14 protein-coding genes are annotated in these 17,410 nt (G+C 72.8%); 6 read left to right on the top strand and 8 right to left on the bottom strand.

The window, feature by feature from the left end:
• The first annotated feature begins 42 nt into the window (after positions 1 to 42).
• The 3 genes from V1258_RS07965 (at position 43) to V1258_RS07955 (ending at position 4,540) form a co-directional block, all read left to right on the top strand.
• Positions 43 to 1,242, top strand: a complete 1,200-nt coding sequence (locus V1258_RS07965) for a hypothetical protein (protein ID WP_329749135.1) — start codon at positions 43 to 45, stop codon at positions 1,240 to 1,242.
• 165 nt (positions 1,243 to 1,407) lie between these two features.
• Entirely contained in the window at positions 1,408 to 3,648 is a 2,241-nt protein-coding gene (locus V1258_RS07960; RefSeq protein ID WP_329749134.1) for an NADP-dependent isocitrate dehydrogenase, read from the top strand.
• Positions 3,649 to 3,751: 103 nt separating this feature from the next.
• Positions 3,752 to 4,540 carry an alpha/beta fold hydrolase gene (locus V1258_RS07955; protein WP_329749133.1) on the top strand — a complete coding sequence of 263 codons (789 nt, stop codon included), beginning with the start codon at positions 3,752 to 3,754 and terminating at the stop codon, positions 4,538 to 4,540.
• Here V1258_RS07955 and V1258_RS07950 read toward each other — a convergent pair.
• The 7 genes from V1258_RS07950 to V1258_RS07920 form a co-directional block, all read right to left on the bottom strand.
• Positions 4,537 to 5,352, bottom strand: coding sequence for a sulfite exporter TauE/SafE family protein (locus V1258_RS07950; protein WP_329749132.1), 816 nt, complete (start codon positions 5,350 to 5,352; stop codon positions 4,537 to 4,539). The two genes, V1258_RS07955 and V1258_RS07950, sit on opposite strands and share 4 nt — an antisense overlap.
• Before the next feature lie 69 nt (positions 5,353 to 5,421).
• Positions 5,422 to 6,501, bottom strand: coding sequence for a Gfo/Idh/MocA family protein (locus tag V1258_RS07945; protein WP_329749131.1), 1,080 nt, complete (start codon positions 6,499 to 6,501; stop codon positions 5,422 to 5,424).
• Positions 6,502 to 6,531: 30 nt separating this feature from the next.
• On the bottom strand, positions 6,532 to 7,431 hold the full coding sequence (locus V1258_RS07940; protein ID WP_329749130.1) for a sugar phosphate isomerase/epimerase family protein: 900 nt from the start codon (positions 7,429 to 7,431) through the stop codon (positions 6,532 to 6,534).
• Positions 7,428 to 8,693 (bottom strand): ROK family protein, encoded by a 1,266-nt coding sequence (locus V1258_RS07935; RefSeq protein WP_329749129.1) that lies wholly within the window; start codon positions 8,691 to 8,693, stop codon positions 7,428 to 7,430. The genes V1258_RS07940 and V1258_RS07935 overlap by 4 nt, the downstream gene beginning before the upstream one ends.
• Before the next feature lie 115 nt (positions 8,694 to 8,808).
• On the bottom strand, positions 8,809 to 9,192 hold the full coding sequence (locus V1258_RS07930) for a DUF488 domain-containing protein (protein WP_329749128.1): 384 nt from the start codon (positions 9,190 to 9,192) through the stop codon (positions 8,809 to 8,811).
• A 4-nt stretch (positions 9,193 to 9,196) separates the two neighbouring features.
• Entirely contained in the window at positions 9,197 to 9,694 is a 498-nt protein-coding gene (gene tpx, locus V1258_RS07925) for a thiol peroxidase (protein ID WP_329749127.1), read from the bottom strand.
• Positions 9,695 to 9,791: 97 nt separating this feature from the next.
• On the bottom strand, positions 9,792 to 10,676 hold the full coding sequence (locus V1258_RS07920; protein ID WP_329749126.1) for a PPK2 family polyphosphate kinase: 885 nt from the start codon (positions 10,674 to 10,676) through the stop codon (positions 9,792 to 9,794).
• Positions 10,677 to 10,752: 76 nt separating this feature from the next.
• On the opposite strand from V1258_RS07920, the gene V1258_RS07915 reads away from it, so the two are divergent.
• A complete protein-coding gene (locus V1258_RS07915; RefSeq protein WP_329749125.1) occupies positions 10,753 to 12,009 on the top strand; it encodes an amidohydrolase in 1,257 nt (418 codons plus the stop codon).
• A gap of 346 nt (positions 12,010 to 12,355) precedes the next feature.
• Positions 12,356 to 14,824, top strand: coding sequence for a phosphoketolase family protein (locus V1258_RS07910; RefSeq protein WP_329749124.1), 2,469 nt, complete (start codon positions 12,356 to 12,358; stop codon positions 14,822 to 14,824).
• A gap of 89 nt (positions 14,825 to 14,913) precedes the next feature.
• On the opposite strand, the gene V1258_RS07905 is transcribed toward V1258_RS07910, so the two are convergent.
• Complete coding sequence (locus V1258_RS07905; RefSeq protein ID WP_329749123.1) at positions 14,914 to 16,107, bottom strand: MFS transporter; 1,194 nt, start codon at positions 16,105 to 16,107, stop codon at positions 14,914 to 14,916.
• Positions 16,108 to 16,382: 275 nt separating this feature from the next.
• Between V1258_RS07905 and V1258_RS07900 the strand changes: the two genes are divergently transcribed.
• Complete coding sequence (locus V1258_RS07900; protein ID WP_329749122.1) at positions 16,383 to 17,408, top strand: DUF808 domain-containing protein; 1,026 nt, start codon at positions 16,383 to 16,385, stop codon at positions 17,406 to 17,408.
• Positions 17,409 to 17,410: the final 2 nt, after the last annotated feature.

Below are 17,410 nucleotides of genomic sequence, written 5' to 3'. Positions count from 1 at the left end.
GTGGGTCCGGGGTGGGACCCGATCGAGGGGATGAGGGGGATCATGGACGGGATGGACAGCGAGACGATGCCGCGGCGGGCCGTTCGGGGTGCCCGGTCCCTGTGCGCCGCCCTGGGCGCGCTCGCCCTCGTCCTCGCCCTCGGGGCCTGCGATCTGCTCGGCGACTCCCGCTCGCCCGAGGAGTCGGAGACCACCGCCGCCGCGTCCCCGATGGACCCTGCCGAGGTCGCCGAGTCCGCCGGCACCGCGGCGGATCCGGCCTGGTTGTGCGATCCGGGCGGCGGCCACGACGCCCCCTCGGTCCCGGACGATGACGACTCGGACCCGGGCACCGCGAGGGTCGGGGCCCTGACCCCGCAGTCCGTCACGGCCGAGGGCTCCGAGGCGACGATCTCCGGGCCGTTCTCCCTCCCGGACGGGACGGAGTACACGGGCTTCGCGCCCGAGGCGGTCATCGTCCCCGCAGATCCGCTGCAGCGGGGAGCCCCCGCGGCCGGCTGGGCGGAGGTCCTCGCGGGACGGCCCGCGGCGGACTCCCCCGCCCCGCCGATCGTCGTGCGCGAGCGGGTCGAGGTCCCCGCCGACGGGCCCGCCCCGTCGGCGGCGACCGCCCATCTGACCCTCGGCACCTGCGACGACTCCCCGCTCCCCGACGGCGCCTATGTGCTCCGCCTGCTCGCCGCGGACGGCACCTGGGCGGCCGACGGCGACGTGCTGCTGGACGTGGTCGGGGGCACGGCCCGCGCCGTGCCGGGCGCGGTCACCGCTCCCGACGGGGAGGTCCCGGTGGACCTCTCCGGGCTCACCTGCCGCGCCGCTCCGGCCACCGTGGGCGACGGCGACGGGCTGACGCTCGCGGTCGCCGATCCCGTGACGACCCTCCCGGCCCAGCCCGGCGAGGACGGCACGGCCCGCGGAGTGAGCGCCGCCGTCACGGTCACCGCGGCGGAGCCCGGGAGCCGCACCCTGCTGCAGGGGATCGTGCTCCTCGAGCCGTCCACGGGCACGATCGTGGCCGGGGCCCGCAACGCGGACCGCCTCCCGCTGCAGTGGATCGGCCCCGAGGGCGTCACCCGCACGGAGACCGCGTGGACCACCACGGAGACCTGCACGCGCGGCACCCTCGAGGTCGGCGAGCTCCACGCCCGGGCCTTCGCGGTGACCGTCGACGCGGACGGCGCAACCCACGTGCTGCTCTCCGATCCCTGGACCGTGACGATCACCGAGGGCGACGGCTCCTGACCCGCGGCCGCACGCGGGCCCGTTCCCCGCGCGGAGGGCGTCCCGTACCGTGGAGGCGTCCGGATCGACCCGCGAGCTCCACCGCCCGGGACGATGAGTCTTGACGTCAAGATAGTCTGGACCGCACGACACATGCCGCACCGACCGAGGGAGCCCCGCGACACCATGGCGCGCATCATCTACACCCACACCGACGAGGCGCCGATGCTGGCCACCGCCTCGTTCCTGCCGATCCTCGAGGCGTTCTCCACGACCGCCGGGATCGACGTGACCACCCGGGACATCTCCCTGGCCGGCCGCATCGTCGCGGCCTTCTCCGACCTCCTGCCCGAGGATCAGCGGGAGGCGGACGCCCTCGCCGAGCTGGGCGAGCTGGCGAAGACCCCCGAGGCCAACATCATCAAGCTCCCCAACATCTCCGCCTCGGTGCCGCAGCTGCAGGCCGCGATCGCCGAGCTGCAGGGCCAGGGCATCGCGCTGCCGGACTACCCCGAGAACCCCGAGACCGACGCGGAGAAGGACGCCCGCGCCCGCTACGACTCGGTCAAGGGCTCGGCCGTGAACCCCGTCCTGCGCGAGGGCAACTCCGATCGCCGCGCCCCCGAGGCGGTCAAGAGCTTCGCCCGGAAGCACCCGCACCGCATGGGCGCCTGGAGCAGCGACTCGAAGACCTCCGTCGCGACCATGGGGGCCGATGACTTCCGCTCCAACGAACAGTCCGTCGTGATGGACGCCGCGGACACCCTCTCCATCGTGCACGTCGCCGCCGACGGCGCCGAGACCGTGCTGAAGTCCTCGATCCCCGTCCTCGGGGGCGAGGTCGTCGACTCCACCGTGATGCGCGTGGCCGCCCTCGAGACCTTCCTGCGCGCGCAGATCGCCGCCGCCAAGGAGCAGGGCGTCCTCTTCTCCCTGCACCTCAAGGCCACGATGATGAAGGTCTCCGACCCGATCCTCTTCGGCCACGCGGTCCGGGCCTTCTTCCCGACCCTCTTCACCCAGTACGGCGACGCGCTCGCCGCGGCCGGCCTGTCCCCCAACAACGGGCTCGGCGGCCTCCTCGCCGGGATCGACGAGCTCGAGGAGTCCGTGCGCGAGGGCGCCCGCGCCGCCATCGAGCAGGACCTCGCCGACGGCCCCGACCTCGCCATGGTCAACTCCGCCAAGGGCATCACGAACCTCCACGTCCCCTCCGACGTCATCATCGACGCCTCCATGCCGGCGATGATCCGCACCTCGGGCCACATGTGGAACGCGGACGACGCCGAGCAGGACACGCTCGCGGTCATCCCCGACTCCTCCTACGCCGGCGTCTACGCCGCGACCATCGAGGACTGCCAGCAGAACGGCGCCTTCGACCCCACCACCATGGGCACCGTCCCGAACGTGGGCCTGATGGCGCAAAAGGCCGAGGAGTACGGCTCGCACGACAAGACCTTCGAGATCGCAGCCGACGGCCGCGTCGAGGTGCGCGACGGCTCCGGCGCCGCACTCATGACCCACGAGGTCTCCGCCGGGGACGTCTTCCGCGCCTGCCAGGCCAAGGACGCCCCGATCCGCGACTGGGTGCAGCTGGCCGTGCGCCGCTCCCGCATCTCCGGGATGCCCGCCGTGTTCTGGCTCGACGAGTCCCGCGCCCACGACCGCAACCTCATCGCGAAGGTCGAGCAGTACCTCGCCGAGGGCGTGGACGGCGAGAGCACCGAGGGCCTGGACCTGCGGATCCTCTCCCCGATCGAGGCGACCAAGCACACCCTCGCCCGCGTCCGCGCCGGCGAGGACACCATCTCGGTGACCGGCAACGTGCTGCGCGACTACCTCACCGACCTCTTCCCGATCATGGAGCTCGGCACGAGCGCCAAGATGCTCTCCGTGGTCCCGCTGATGAACGGCGGCGGCCTCTTCGAGACCGGCGCCGGCGGCTCCGCGCCCAAGCACGTCCAGCAGCTCGTCGAGGAGGACTACCTGCGCTGGGACTCCCTCGGCGAGTTCCTCGCGCTCGCCGAGTCCCTGCGCCACCTCTCGCGCACCGCGGACAACCCCCGCGCCGCCGTGCTGGCGGACGCCCTGGACCGCGCGACCGCGACCCTGCTCGACGAGGGCAAGTCGCCGCAGCGCAAGCTCGGCTCGATCGACAACCGCGGCAGCCACTTCTACCTCGCCCTCTACTGGGCTCAGGAGCTGGCGAAGCAGACCGAGGACGCGGAGCTGGCCACCGCCTTCGGGCCGATCGCTGCCCAGCTCACCGAGGGCGAGTCGACCATCGCCGCGGAGCTGCTCGCGGTGCAGGGCAAGCCCGCGGACATCGGCGGATACTACCGCCCGGACCCGGCGAAGACGGCGGCGGTCATGCGCCCGTCGGCGACCTTCAACCGCATCCTCGAGGAGATCGCCGCGGCGCTGTGACGCCAGGTCCCTCCTCCTGAGGACCCGCGTCCGGCAGCCCCGGACGCGGGTCCTCCTGCTCCCGGGCGGAGATCCGCCCCCGACCCCTGCCGAGGTGTCCCCCATGCCCGTCATCCCCTCCCCCGTCGACGGCATCGACCTGCGCTACGACGTCTCCGGCGACGGCCCCGCGCTCGTGCTCCTGCACGGCTCGGTCCTCTCCCGCGCGATCTGGCGCGGCCTCGGCTATCTCGCGCCGCTCGCCGCCGAGCACACCGTCATCCGCGTGGACCTGCGCGGTCACGGCGGCTCGGGCACCCCGCACGAGCCCTCGGCGTACACCCAGGCGGCCTTCGTCGCCGATCTCCTCGCGGTGCTCGACGCCGAGGGCCACACCCGTGCGGCACTGCTCGGCTACTCCCTCGGAGCGCGCGTGGCGCTCAGCTGCGCCCTCGAGCATCCGGGCCGCATCACCCGCCTGGTGAGCCTCGGCGGCTCGGCCTCCGCCCAGCAGGGCGCGGTGGACGCCGTCTTCTTCCCCGGCGTCATCGACGCGGTCCGCGAGGACGGCATGGAGGCCTTCTGCGCGGGGCAGGGTCTCGGACCGGACGTCTCCTCGCGCCGGGCCCGCGCGACCCGCACCGCCTTCCTCGCGGCCGATCCCCGGGCGGTCGCAGCCCTCCTCGCCGCCACCGACGCCACCGACGGCGTGCCCGACGAGGCCCTCGCCGCCTGCACCGTGCCCGCGCTGTGGATGGCCGGGAGCGAGGATCATCCGCGGCTGGAGCAGTCCCGCCGGGCCGCCGCGCTGATGCCGGATGCGGAATTCGTGGAGCTCCCGGGCCGGGACCACGGCGGCACGCTGTTCCCGCCGGAGCCCGTGCTCGAGCAGGTGCTGCCCTTCCTGCGCTAGAGCACCTGGCGGATCAGGGCGACGAGCGCGACCACGACGATGACCCCGCGCAGCACCCCCTCGGGCAGACGCTTGGCCAGGTGCGCCCCGAAGTAGCCGCCCAGCAGCGCGCCGACGGCGATCGCGGCCGTGGCGATCCAGACGATCTCGACCCCGAGCACCACGTGCGCGACGACGTAGACGAGGGCCGCGGCGGCGTTGACCACCAGGCTCGCGAGGTTCTTGACGTGGTTGACCTGCCCCATCGGCTTGCCGGTGAGGGCGCCGAGCACGCCGAGGTAGAGGATCCCCTGGGCGGCGGTGAAGTAGCCGCCGTAGATCGAGGCGCCGCCCATCGCGGCGAGCAGCGCCGGGGAGCGGTACGGCCTCGCCGCGGAGGAGGGGGCGCCGTTCGCCGTCGGGCCGCCCGCCGCTGTGCGCCGTTCGCGCCGCGCGGAGATCGCCCGGGTTATGCGCTTCTGGAAGACCACCAGCAGCAGGGCGACGACGATCAGGATCGGCACCACCACGTCGAGCGCGTCGGACGGCGAGAGCAGCAGCAGCACCGCACCCGCCGAGGCCAGCACAGCGGTGGTGCCGATGAGGGGCAGCAGGTCGCGGCCCTCGGCGGCGATCTCCCGCCGGTAGCCGGTGACGGAGCCGATCGTGGAGAAGAGGATGCCGATCGTGTTGGTCCGCACCGCCGTGCCCGGCGGGACGCCGAGGGCGAGCAGCACCGGCAGGGTCAGCAGCGACCCCGAGCCGACGGCCGCGTTGATGGCCCCGGCGAGGGTGCCCAGGACCAGCAGGACGGCGAGGGAGAGGGGATCCACCCGGTGCACCCTAGTGCGCACGCGGCCGGGGGCGGGACGCGGTCCGCGCCTCCCGGCCGCCGCGCGGACTCAGACCAGGGAGATCTCGCGCCCCTCCTCGGCGGAGCGGTAGATCGCCTCGAGCAGGCGCACGACCTCCACGCCGTGCCAGGCGGGGGCGACGGACTCGGCGCGGCCCTGGCAGGTCTGCACGAAGTTCGCGATCTCGGCGGCGAAGCCGGGGCCCATCTCGAAGGTGCCTGAGGAGATCTGCGGGGTGATGTTGACGACCGATCCGTGCATCTCCGAGGCGATCTGGAGGCTCGGCTCGAGGTCCGCGCCGCCCTTGTCACCGTGGATCGAGACGGCGATCGAGTCGCGGGTCGCGTGCAGCGAGTAGGAGCAGTCGAGCATGAGCACGGCTCCGTTCTCGAAGCGGATCATCGCCCCGGCCATGTCCTCGACCGAGTTCTTCGCCGGGTCGTAGTCGGCGACCTGGTAGCGGGGCATAGTGGTGATGTGGGCGCGGTTGCCGAGGCGGTGGGCGGTGGTGCCGCTGACGGCCACGGCCTTCGGGCTGCCCATGAGGTACCAGGCGAGGTCCAGCACGTGCACGCCGATGTCGAGCAGCGGGCCGCCGCCGGCGATCTCCTTGTCCGCGAACCAGCCGCCGGGGTTGCCGTTGCGGCGGATGCAGCTGGCCTTGGCGTAGTAGATCTCGCCCAGCTCGCCCTCGTCGACGAAGGTCTTCAGGACCTGGCAGTTGGGGGCGTGACGGCGCACGAAGCCGACCTGGACGACGACGTCGTGGGCCTCGGCGACCCGCTGGATCTCGAGCGCCTCGGCGAGGGTGCGGGCGATCGGCTTCTCGACGAGGACGTGCTTGCCGGCCTCGATCGCGGCGATCGCCCACGTGGCGTGGCTGTCGTTCCAGGTGCAGACGCTCACCGCGTCGATGTCGGAATCGGCGAGCAGCTGCTGCGGGTCGCCGTAGGCGTCGGGGGCGCCGAACTCGTCGGCGACGGCGCGGGCGCGCTCGGCGTTCATGTCGGCGACGGCGACGAGCTGGGAGTCGGGGTCGTCGCGATAGGCGGCGAGGTGGATGCGGGCGATGCTGCCGGCGCCGATGACGCCGATGCGGACGGGCTGGGACGGGGCGGGGGTGCTCATGGGGTGGTCCTCCGGTCGGGGCTGGGGTGGTCAGGCGATCTCGAGCAGGCGCCGGCCGTTCGCGAGGCCGCGGGAGCAGCCCTGCAGGCTGTGCTCCCAGCCCTCGAACTCGAGGGAGACGTGGCCGCGGAAGTCGGACGCGCGGATCGCGCGGGCGATGCCGGGGAGGTCGAGGTCCCCGTTGCCGAGCACGGCGCCGCGCAGGTGCTTCCCGCCCCGGCTGCGGAACCAGCCCTCGCCCATCTCCCGCTCGGCGGGGCGGATGTAGAAATCCTTGAGGTGGATCACCGAGGCGTAGGGCAGGTTCTGGGTGACCGCGGCGACGGGGTCCTCGTCGACGCACACGAAGTTGCCGACGTCGAGGGTGGTGCGGAAGTTCGGCTCGTCGACGGCGTGGAGGATGCGGCGCACGCGATCGGAGGACTGCACGAAGAAGCCGTGGTTCTCGAGGCTGGTGGTGATGCCGGCCGCCGCGGCGTGCCGGGCGATCTCCCGGGAGGACTCGACGATCCGCGGCAGGACCTCCTCGAACAGCGGCGTGTCATCGCCCGCCACCGCGGCGTGGGCGACCACGTCGTGGCGCATCCGGGTGATGCCGAGGGCGGCGGCGAGGTCGACGTAGCGGCGCACGCGGTCCACCTGGGCGGCGCGCTCGGCGGGGTCGGCCGCGGAGAGATCCGCGCCGACCGCGAGGTTGGAGAGCTCTATCCCGGCCGCGTCGGCCGCGGCCCGCACCTCGCGGATCCGGGCGGGGTCGGAGTCGATCGTCGGCAGCGGACCGTCGGCGTCGTCGCCGAGGATCGCGAGCTCGAGGTGCTCGGCGCCCTGGGCGGCGACCCAGTCGATCGCCTCGAGCAGGCTCATCTCGCCCGAGGAGAGCAGGGGCCAGAGGCTGTAGGAGCTGAGGCCGAGGCGGTAGAGAGAGGTCATCGTCGTCCTTCGGGGTCGGTGCTGGTCCGGGGATCGGGGGTCAGCGGGTCGGAGGGGAGGGTGCGGCGGATCCGCTCCCAGGGGGCGGGAACGTCGGGGACGCCGACGATCCGCGCGGAGCCGTGCTCGAAGCCGCGGCCGAGGGCACCGACGAGGGAGCCGTCGGCGGGCAGGGCAGCGGGGACCAGGCGCGGCCGGCCGGGGCCCGTCAGCTGGGACCCCAGGGCCGCGCGCAGCGGACCGAGCAGGGCCTCCCCCGCCCGGGAGAGACCGCCGCCGACGACCACCATCTCCGGGTCCACGGCGAGCAGCAGCCCCGCGAGACGCGGCGCGATCTCCTCGCAGAAGGCACGGACCTCCTGCTGGGCGTCGGCGTCACCGGTCGCGGCGCGCTCGAGCAGGGGCCGGGCCTCGTCGCCCGTGGACCACACCAGCCGGCCGCGCCGGGAGCCGGCGGTCCAGCGCATGCCCCGCTGGGTGCCGAGCTCGCCCGCGAGGCGGTGCGCTCCCTGCAGGATCTGGCCGTGCACCATGATCGCGACCGAGATGCGGTGCCCGATCCGCAGAAGCACCAGGCCGTCGGCGGCGGGACCGTCGGCCTCCGCTCCGAGGCGGTGCTCGGCGAGCGCGGCGAGCTTCACGTCGTTCTCGAGGACCACCGGGGCCTCGAGCACCTCCGCGAGCTCGCGGGCGAGGTCGCGCCCGGCGAGCGCGGGGAGGGCGAGGCTGCTGCCGACGGAGCCGTCGGCCGCGAGCAGGCCGGGGACGGAGAGGCCGACGGCCCCCAGTGGGGCGGCGTCGGGGCCGGCGTCGACCTCCTCGAGAGCGTGGCGCAGCGAGCCGAGCAGGTCTTCGGGGTCGAGGCCCACGGTGCTGCGGGCGAGGACGGTCCCGGTGAGATCGGCGAGCACGGCGCGCACGGATCGCGCTCCGAGGTCGAGACCCGCGACGTGGGCGGCGTCCGGGTCGAGGCGCAGCCGGCGGGCGGGGCGGCCGGGCCCGGGTTCCTCGGCGGGGGCGGCCGGGACCACGAGGCCGCGGGCGGTGAGGTCGTCGAGAACGCTCAACACGGTGGGGCGGGAGAGGCCGGTCGCGGCGACCAGCTCGGCGATGCTCAGCGGCTGCTCGGCCTCGCGCAGGGCGAGATGGGCGCGACGGGTGGAGGCCTGGCGGATCTCGGCGGTCGAGCGGTCCTCGCCCATGTCCTCGCCCCCGCCCGGTTCCGCATCGACCCCTGCGTCGACGTCTGCGCTTCTCCGCACCGGCGATTATGAAACCACCTTGCAGAATTATCCCGAGCGTATGCCCCACGGATCCCAAGGGTCAAGCGTCGCGCTGCTCGGCGAGCGCCTCGGAGGCCCGGCTCGGTGATCGTGCTCAGCGGGCGTGCTCGGCGAGCTCCTCCTGGAGGGCGTCGCGGAGCACGAGGGCGTGGTTCTGCTCGGCATCGCGTGCGGAGTAGAGCAGGGTGATCCTCCGGGCGCCGGCCGCACGGGCCGCACCGAGCAGATCGTGGGCGGCGCCGCCGGCGGCGAGCTCGGCCCGATAGCGCTCGGCGAACTCCGCGAAGGAGAGCTCGCCGTGGTGGAAGGCCGTGCGCAGATCGCTGCTCGGGGCGACCTCCTTCCCCCAGAGGTCGTAGCTGAGTCGTTCCTTGGCGATCCCGCGCGGCCACAGCCGATCCACGAGCACGCGGAACGTGCCGGGGACGGCGCCGCCGTCGTCCAGCACGTCCCGCACGCGCTCGAGGTCGATCTCCATGGGATCAGGCGAGCGCCGCGGCGGCCGCCTCGTAGTCGGGCTCCTCGCCGATCTCGGCGACCTGCTGGGTGTAGAGCACGGTGCCGTCCGCGTCGGCGATGACCACCGCGCGGGAGAGGAGGCCGGCGAGCGGGCCGTCGGCCATGGTCACGCCCAGGTCCTCGCCGAAGGACGAGCGGAAGGCGGAACCGGTGACGACGTTCTCGAGGCCCTCGGCGCCGCAGAAGCGGGCCTGCGCGAACGGCAGGTCCTTCGACACGCACACGACGACGGTGTTCTCGAAGCTGGAGGCGAGCTCGTTGAACTTCCGGACGGACATCGCGCAGGTGTCGGTGTCGACGGACGGGAAGATGTTCAGCACGATGCGCTTACCGGTGAGGTCGGCGCTGGAGACGGCGCCGAGGTCCTGGCCGACGAGCTCGAAGCCGGGGAGGGTCGAGCCGATCGCGGGCAGCTCGCCGACGGTGGTGACGGGGTTCTGGTGCAGGGTGATGGAAGCCATGGGTCCATCCTGGCCCCGCAACCTGTGCGGCACAAACCCCCGTCCGCGCGGTGCGGCGACGTCGGTCGGCGACACCCTGGCGCGTTGGCGGATGCCGTCAGCCCTGCGTCTCGCGCAGGCGCCGGATCTCCTCGTCGACGTCGAAGTCGGCAGCGGGCCACTGCGGGTCGATCTCGCGCAGCGCATCGATGAGCAGCTGCTGGACGGCGATCCGGGCGTACCACTTGCGGTCTGCGGGGACCACGTGCCACGGGGCGCCGACGGTGGAGGTGGCCCGCAGCGCGCGCGTGTACGCCTCCATGTAGTCGTCCCAGTGCTCGCGCTCGTCGACGTCGCCGGGGTTGTACTTCCAGTGCTTGTCGGGCCGCTCGAGCCGCTCCATGAGCCGCTCCCCCTGCTCCTCGTGCGAGATATGGAGCATGACCTTCACGACCGTCGTGCCCGCCGCGATGAGCTCGCGCTCGAACGCGTTGATCGCCGTATACCGGGCGCGGATCTCCTTCGCGTCGGCCCACCCGTGCACGCGGTGAATCAGCACGTCCTCGTAGTGGGAGCGGTCGAACACGCCGATCTGCCCGGGCTCGGGGGCGTGCGGCCTGATCCGCCAGAGGAAGTCGTGCTTCTTCTCCTCGTCGGTGGGCGCCTTGAACGCGGTGATGTCCACGCCCTGCGGGTCGACGCTGCCGACCACGTGGCGCATGATCCCGCCCTTGCCGGAGGTGTCCATGCCCTGCACGACCAGCAGAACGCTGCGGCCGCCCTCCGTGCCGTGGTCCGCGGCGTAGAGCCGCTCCTGCAGCTCGTCGAGCTCGGCGTCGCGGGCCAGCAGGAACTCGCGGCCCTCCGCCTTGCGGCCGTCGAAGTCGGGCGTCGACCGCGGGTCGAGGTCGCGCACGTCGCCCGTCCAGTCGTGCGGGATGCGAACTCCGCGCGGGGCCTGACCGTCGGGGCTCTTGGGGGACTTCTTCGTCGATTTCGCCATGGGGAGGAGCGTAGCCGTCGACGGGCGCGCGAGGGCCCGGCTTGACGAGGCGGTGCGCGGGGCGGAGGGTCGGGGGATGACTCCCGAGCCCGCGCACCGCCCCGCCCCCGACTCCCCCTCCGCTCCCGCCGCGCCGACCGCCCCGACCGCCCCGGCGGGCGCGGGGACCTTCGCGATCACCGGCGCCCACGTGGTGCCGATCGAGGGCGAGCCCTTCGACGGCACGGTCCTGGTGCGCGAGGGTCACATCAACGCGCTCGGTGCGGACCTCGAGGTCCCGGAGGACCTCCCGGTGATCGACGCGGACGGCGCCTGGCTGTTGCCCGGTTTCGTGGACGCGCACGTCCATCTCGGCGTGGACGAGGAGGGCGAGGGCTGGGCCGGGGACGACACCAACGAGATGACCGACCCGGTGATGGCCGCGGCCCGCGCGATCGACGCCGTGAATCCCCTGGACATCGGCTTCGACGACGCGATCATCGGCGGCGTCACCGCGGTCAACGTGAACCCCGGCTCCGGAAACCCGATCGGCGGGCTCGCGGTCGCGCTGCGCACCCACGGCCGGGTGGTGGACGAGATGGTGCTGCGCAGCCCCTCAGGGCTGAAGGCCGCGCTCGGCGAGAACCCCAAGCGCGTCTACGGGGAGCGGAAGCAGACCCCCTCGACCCGGCTCGGGGTCGCCCTCACCATCCGTCAGGCCTTCGCGACCGCGAAGGCCTGGTCGCGCAAGCCCGCCGAGGAGCGGGATGCGGACCTGGTCTCCGAGGCGCTCACGCGGGTGCTCGAGCGGGAGATCCCCTGGCGCCAGCACGCCCACCGCGCCGACGACATCGCGACCGCGCTGCGCCTCGCCGAGGAGTTCGGCTACCGCCTGGTCCTGGACCACGGCACCGAGTCCTACCTGATCGCCGATCGTGTGGCCGCAGCCGGCGTGCCCGTGCTCTACGGGCCGCTGATCGTCTCCCGTTCCAAGGTCGAGGTGCGCCACCGCACCCCCGCCGCCCCGGGACTGCTCACCGCCGCCGGGGTCGAGGTCTCGATCATCACCGACCATCCGGTGGTGCCGATCGAGTTCCTCGTCCACCAGGCGGCGCTCGCGGTCAAGCACGGCATGGCTCCTGCCGATGCGCTGCGCGCCATCACCCTCCACCCCGCGCGGGTGCTCGGCCTGGAGGACCGGATCGGCTCGCTCACGGCTGGGAAGGAGGCCGACCTCGTGCTCTGGGAGGGCGATCCGCTCGACGTCCGCCACCGCACGCTGCGGGTCTGGCAGGGCGGGCGCGAGGTCATGCGCCGCGGGGCCGACGGCGAGGCCGTGATCGCCCCGCGCTGAGAGCCGCGCCGTTCCTGCGCGAATCGGGACGGATCTCGGACCCGAGGTCCCAGCCGCTGACCCGCCCGGTCTCGACCTCGAGCGCCGCCTCGATCGCCTGCTCGGGCGTCATCGGGGACTCGACGGACACGGCCGGGTCGTCCTCCCAGGCTAGGCCGGACCTCGCCCGCCGAGCAGCTTCCTGAGCACACTCTCATCCCCGCCGCACTCGTCTCGGGACGACGCGTCGTATCTGGTCCCGGGCCGGGGCCGGACCCTGGTCCCTTCCGCCGGCGGACTCCCCCGCCTACGGTGGAGCCGAAGACGCCGCGGCGCCCGCCGCGGTCTCCGACCCCTGGAAGGCGCCATGACCCCCACAGCAGCCTGGCCCGACTCCCCCTCCACCGCTCCCTCCTCCGAGGATCTCGCCCGCCTCGATGCGTGGTGGCGTGCCGCGAACTACCTCTCCGTCGGTCAGATCTACCTCCGGGACAACCCGTTGCTGCGTCGGCCGCTGCAGCGTGAGGACGTGAAGCCGCGCCTGCTCGGTCACTGGGGCACAACCCCGGGGCTGACCTTCCTGTACGCCCACGCCAACCGCGCCATCGCGCAGCGGGGATTGCACGCCATGTACGTCACGGGCCCGGGCCACGGCGGCCCCGGGCTCGTCGCCGCGACGTATCTCGAGGGCACCTACTCCGAGGTGTACCCCGCGGTCAGCGAGGACGAGGCCGGCATGAATCGCCTGTTCACCCAGTTCTCGTACCCGGGCGGGATCCCCTCGCACGTCGCCCCGGAGACCCCGGGGTCGATTCATGAGGGCGGCGAGCTCGGCTACGCCCTCTCGCACGCCTACGGCGCCATGTTCGACGCCCCGGACCAGATCGCGTTCACCGTGGTCGGTGACGGCGAGGCCGAGACCGGTCCGCTCGCCACCTCCTGGCACTCCAACAAGTTCGTGAACCCGCAGCAGGACGGCGTCGTCCTGCCGATCCTCCACCTCAACGGCTACAAGATCGCCAACCCCACGGTGCTCGCCCGCATCGGCGACGACGAGCTCGAGGCGCTCCTGCGCGGCTACGGGCACGAGCCGCTGTTCTTCACGGGCGGCTTCGACGACGAGGATCCGCTCGAGATCCACCGCCGCTTCGCGGAGGTGCTCGACACCGCCCTCGACCGCATCGCGGAGATCAAGGCGCAGGCCGCCGAGGACGCCGCCGCGGGCCGTGAGACCGAGCGCCCCGCCTGGCCGATGATCGTGCTGCGCACTCCGAAGGGTTGGACCGGCCCGGAGGAGATCGACGGCCAGCGGACGGAGGGCTCCTGGCGCTCCCACCAGGTGCCGCTCGCGAACGCCCGGGACACCGACGAGCACCTCGCGGATCTCGACGCCTGGCTGCGCTCCTACCGGCCGGAGGAGCTGTTCGACGAGACCGGGAAGCTGGTCGAGGACGTCGCCGCCATCGCCCCGCACGGTGAGCTGCGCATGTCCGCGAACCCGTCGACCAACGGCGGTGCGGTGCTGCAGCCCCTGCGGCTGCCGGACTTCCGCGACTACGCCGTGGACGTCCCGCGGCCCGGGGGCTCCGTGGCGGAGGCGACCCGGGTGCTCGGCACCTGGCTGCGGGACGTCATCGCGCAGAACCCGCGCACCTTCCGCATCTTCGGACCGGACGAGACCGCCTCGAACCGGCTCCAGGCCGTCTACGAGGTCACCGACAAGCAGTGGAACGCCGACTTCGAGGAGCATGATCGCTCAGAGCACCTCGCGCGCGCCGGCCGGGTCATGGAGATGCTCTCCGAGCACCAGTGCCAGGGCTGGCTCGAGGGCTACCTGCTCACCGGGCGTCATGGGCTGTTCTCCTCCTACGAGGCGTTCATCCACATCGTCGACTCGATGGTGAACCAGCACGCGAAGTGGTTGAAGGTGACCAATGAGATCGAGTGGCGCCGGCCGATCGCGTCGTTGAACTACCTGCTCAGCTCCCACGTCTGGCGCCAGGACCACAACGGCTTCAGCCATCAGGATCCGGGCTTCATCGACCACATGGTCAACAAGAAGGCCGAGATCGTGCGGGTCTATCTGCCGCCGGATGCGAACACTCTGCTGTCCACCTATGACCACTGCCTGCGCTCGCGGCAGTACGTCAACGTGGTCGTCGCGGGAAAGCAGCCGAACCCGAACTGGCTCACCATGGACGAGGCGGTGGTGCACTGCACCCGCGGCCTGGGGATCTGGGACTGGGCCGGCACCGAGCAGCCTGGGGAGGACCCGGAGGTGGTCCTCGCGGCGGCGGGGGACATCCCCACCATCGAGGTGCTCGCGGCCGCGAAGATCCTGCGGGAGGAGATCCCGGACCTGAGGGTGCGGGTGATCAACGTGGTCGACCTGATGCGCCTGCAGGACGACACGGAGCATCCGCACGGCCTGTCCGCCCGGGACTTCGACGGCTACTTCGGGGAGGACATCCCGGTGGTCTTCGCGTACCACGGCTATCCCTGGCTGATCCATCGGCTCGCCTACCGGCACGACCGCCTGGGTCGCATCCACGTGCGCGGCTACAAGGAGGAGGGCACCACGACCACCCCCTTCGACATGCTGATGCGCAATGACACCGACCGGTACCACCTGGTGATGGACGTGATCGACCGGGTCGACGGCCTCGCGACGAGCTACGCGCCGCTGCGCCAGCGGATGGTGGACACCCGCATCCAGGCACGCGCCCACGCCTACGAGCACGGGGAGGACCTGCCCGAGGTGGTCGACTGGCGCTGGAGCGACGAGGACGACGCGGCCTCCGCGGCCCTCGCCGACACCGGCGGCGACAACGTGTGAACCCTCGCGGGACATGGGCACGCGCCCGGTCACGGTCTCGCGGCCGGGACCGGGCCCGGCGCTGACGACTCCGCCGGTATCAGCCGGTCTCAGCCGGCCTCGGGGGCGGTCTCCGCGTGACGCGGGGGCCGCCCCCGGTCGGATGACCCGCGCCGGAGATAGCGCACGATCACCACGACGCCGACGGCCACCATCGCCACCGACACCAGCGTCATGCCCTCGCGGCCGACGGTCTCGAACAGCAGCCCGCCGATCCCCGCGCCGAGCGCGATGGACACGTTGAAGGCGGCGGAGTTCAGGGCGGTGCCCTCCTCGACCGCGCCCCGGGACTCGGAGCCGACGAAGGACTGGATCGTCACGGAGGAGGCGCCCGCGAACAGGCCCCACAGCGGCATCACGGCGAGCGCGGCGCCCGGGGAGCGCATCACCAGGAGCACGGCGAGCAGGGAGAGCCCGAGGCCCAAAGCGATCACCAGGACCGCGAGCGGGGCGGAGCGGCGGATCACCGGGCCGATGGCGAAGTTGCCGATCACCCCGGCGATGCCGAAGAGCAGCAGCATCGCGCTGATCCGCTGCAGCGGCACCCCGGCCGCTTCCTGCAGCACGGGGCTGACGAAGCTGTAGGTGATGAACTGGGCGGTGACCAGCACGAGAGTGAGGGTGATGGCGTGGCGCACGCCGCGGTTCCCGGTCGCACCGAGCATCATCCGCGCGGTGATCGGAGTCTCGCTGCGCACCGGTCGTGCGAGAAGGACGATGAGCACCGCCATCAGCAGCGCGCCCGCCCCGACGACGGCGAAGGCCTCGCGCCAGCCGAGATGTGTGCCGATCCAGGTTGCGAGCGGCACCCCGAGCACGAGCGCGCCGCCGGTGCCGGAGAAGGCGAGGGTCAGCGCCGCCGCCTGCTGGGAGGGCGGGACCTGACTGACGGCCACGATGGGCAGCACCGCCCAGTACAGGCCGATCGCGACGCCCGCGAGCACCCTCCCCAGGAGCAGCACCGCGAAGTTCGGAGCGAGCATCGAGACCGCGCACGACGCGACCACCGCGACGAGGGCGAGGACCAGCGCGAGGCGGCGGTCGAGCCGGCCGACGATCACCGGGGTGGCCATGGCCACGAGCGCCGCGAGCACACCGGGGACGGTGACGGCGAGCCCCGCCATGCCCTCGGAGACCCCGAGGTCGGGAGCCATCACCGAGAGCACCCCGATCGGCAGCTCCTCGATCGTGATGAGGATGAAGATCCCCATCGCGAGCACCGCGACCCCTGCCCAGCGACGCATAGACCGCTCCTCCTGCTCTCCACGGCTCCGGTCGCCGTGGCTCCGGCGCGCCGCTCCCTGCGGGCGCGGCAAACCCGTCCAGGCTACGCCGGGGTGGAGCCGAGGTCGGAGCCGCGGGCCGTTCCGGGACCGGTCCCGCGGTGTCGCGGGGTCGCCGGGGTGGCGCATCGCGCACCGCGGCGACCTGCCGGGCCACCGGGCGGACCCGTTACTGTGTGCCCGACGACCTGCGCGCCGCCCGAGGGGCGGGAGCGCCTTCCAGAGGGGGACCCAGCATGGCCGGTGGCCTGGCAGCACTGCTCGACGACGTCGCGGCGATCGCGAGGATGGCGGCCGCGAGCGCGGATGACGTCGCGCTCGCGAGCGCCAAGGCGAGCTCGAAGGCCGCCGGTGTGGTGATCGACGACGCCGCCGTCACCCCGCAGTACGTCGCGGGCCTGAAGCCGGCGCGGGAACTGCCGATCATCTGGAAGATCGCGCGGGGCTCCTTCATCAACAAGCTCGTGATCATCCTGCCGGTGATCCTGCTGCTGTCCTGGCTGGCCCCCTGGGCGCTCACACCGATCCTGATGATCGGCGGCGCCTATCTCTGCTTCGAGGGCGCCGAGAAGATCTGGGAGCTGGTCTCGGGGACGACGCACGAGAAGAAGCCCGCCGCAGCGAAGGGCGCCGACTCCGAGAAGGCAATCGTCAGCGGCGCCGTGCGCACCGACCTGATCCTCTCCGCCGAGATCATGGTGATATCGATGAACTCGATCGAGGCGGACTCCTTCTGGATGCGCGCCGCGATCCTCGTGGTCGTCGGCATCTCGATGACGGTCGTGGTCTACGGCGCGGTCGCGCTGCTGGTGAAGATGGACGACGCGGGCCTGGCGATGGCCCAGCGGGAGAGCGGCGCGAGCCAGCGCCTGGGCCACGGCCTCGTCGCGGCGATGCCCGTGGTGATGAAGGTGATCAGCTACGTCGGCATGGTCGCCATGCTGTGGGTGGGCGGCCACATCATCCTCGAGGGCCTGCACACCTTCGGCCTCGCCCAGCCCTACGGGCTGGTCCACCACCTCGAGGAGATCGCCGCCGGGGTGCCCACGGTGGGCGGCGTCCTCGGCTGGCTCGTCAACACCTTCTTCTCGATGGTGCTCGGGCTGATCGTCGGCGCGATCATCGCGGTGATCGTGCACTTCCTGCCGTTCGGCGGGGAGCACGGGGACGGCCACGGAGGCGCCGAGCACGCCGCTGCACCCGCCGCCGGCCCGTCGGCCGAGCGGGCCGACGGCGGCCCCGGGGCCACCGGCACCGTCTGACC

It is taken from the genome of Brachybacterium sp. J153, from assembly GCF_036311905.1.
Taxonomy (GTDB): domain Bacteria; phylum Actinomycetota; class Actinomycetes; order Actinomycetales; family Dermabacteraceae; genus Brachybacterium.
The sequence above is the reverse complement of the archived record's forward strand: the minus strand, read 5'-3'. Positions and strand labels throughout refer to the sequence as shown.

Coding starts and splice junctions, on each gene's coding strand:
- V1258_RS07920 (WP_329749126.1), bottom strand. CDS start 10,676: ATGGCGAAATCGACGAAGAAGTCCCCCAAGAGCCCCGACGGTCAGGCC.
- V1258_RS07910 (WP_329749124.1), top strand. CDS start 12,356: ATGACCCCCACAGCAGCCTGGCCCGACTCCCCCTCCACCGCTCCCTCC.
- tpx (WP_329749127.1), bottom strand. CDS start 9,694: ATGGCTTCCATCACCCTGCACCAGAACCCCGTCACCACCGTCGGCGAG.
- V1258_RS07955 (WP_329749133.1), top strand. CDS start 3,752: ATGCCCGTCATCCCCTCCCCCGTCGACGGCATCGACCTGCGCTACGAC.
- V1258_RS07965 (WP_329749135.1), top strand. CDS start 43: ATGGACGGGATGGACAGCGAGACGATGCCGCGGCGGGCCGTTCGGGGT.
- V1258_RS07905 (WP_329749123.1), bottom strand. CDS start 16,107: ATGCGTCGCTGGGCAGGGGTCGCGGTGCTCGCGATGGGGATCTTCATC.
- V1258_RS07940 (WP_329749130.1), bottom strand. CDS start 7,431: ATGACCTCTCTCTACCGCCTCGGCCTCAGCTCCTACAGCCTCTGGCCC.
- V1258_RS07900 (WP_329749122.1), top strand. CDS start 16,383: ATGGCCGGTGGCCTGGCAGCACTGCTCGACGACGTCGCGGCGATCGCG.
- V1258_RS07930 (WP_329749128.1), bottom strand. CDS start 9,192: ATGGAGATCGACCTCGAGCGCGTGCGGGACGTGCTGGACGACGGCGGC.
- V1258_RS07960 (WP_329749134.1), top strand. CDS start 1,408: ATGGCGCGCATCATCTACACCCACACCGACGAGGCGCCGATGCTGGCC.
- V1258_RS07945 (WP_329749131.1), bottom strand. CDS start 6,501: ATGAGCACCCCCGCCCCGTCCCAGCCCGTCCGCATCGGCGTCATCGGC.
- V1258_RS07915 (WP_329749125.1), top strand. CDS start 10,753: ATGACTCCCGAGCCCGCGCACCGCCCCGCCCCCGACTCCCCCTCCGCT.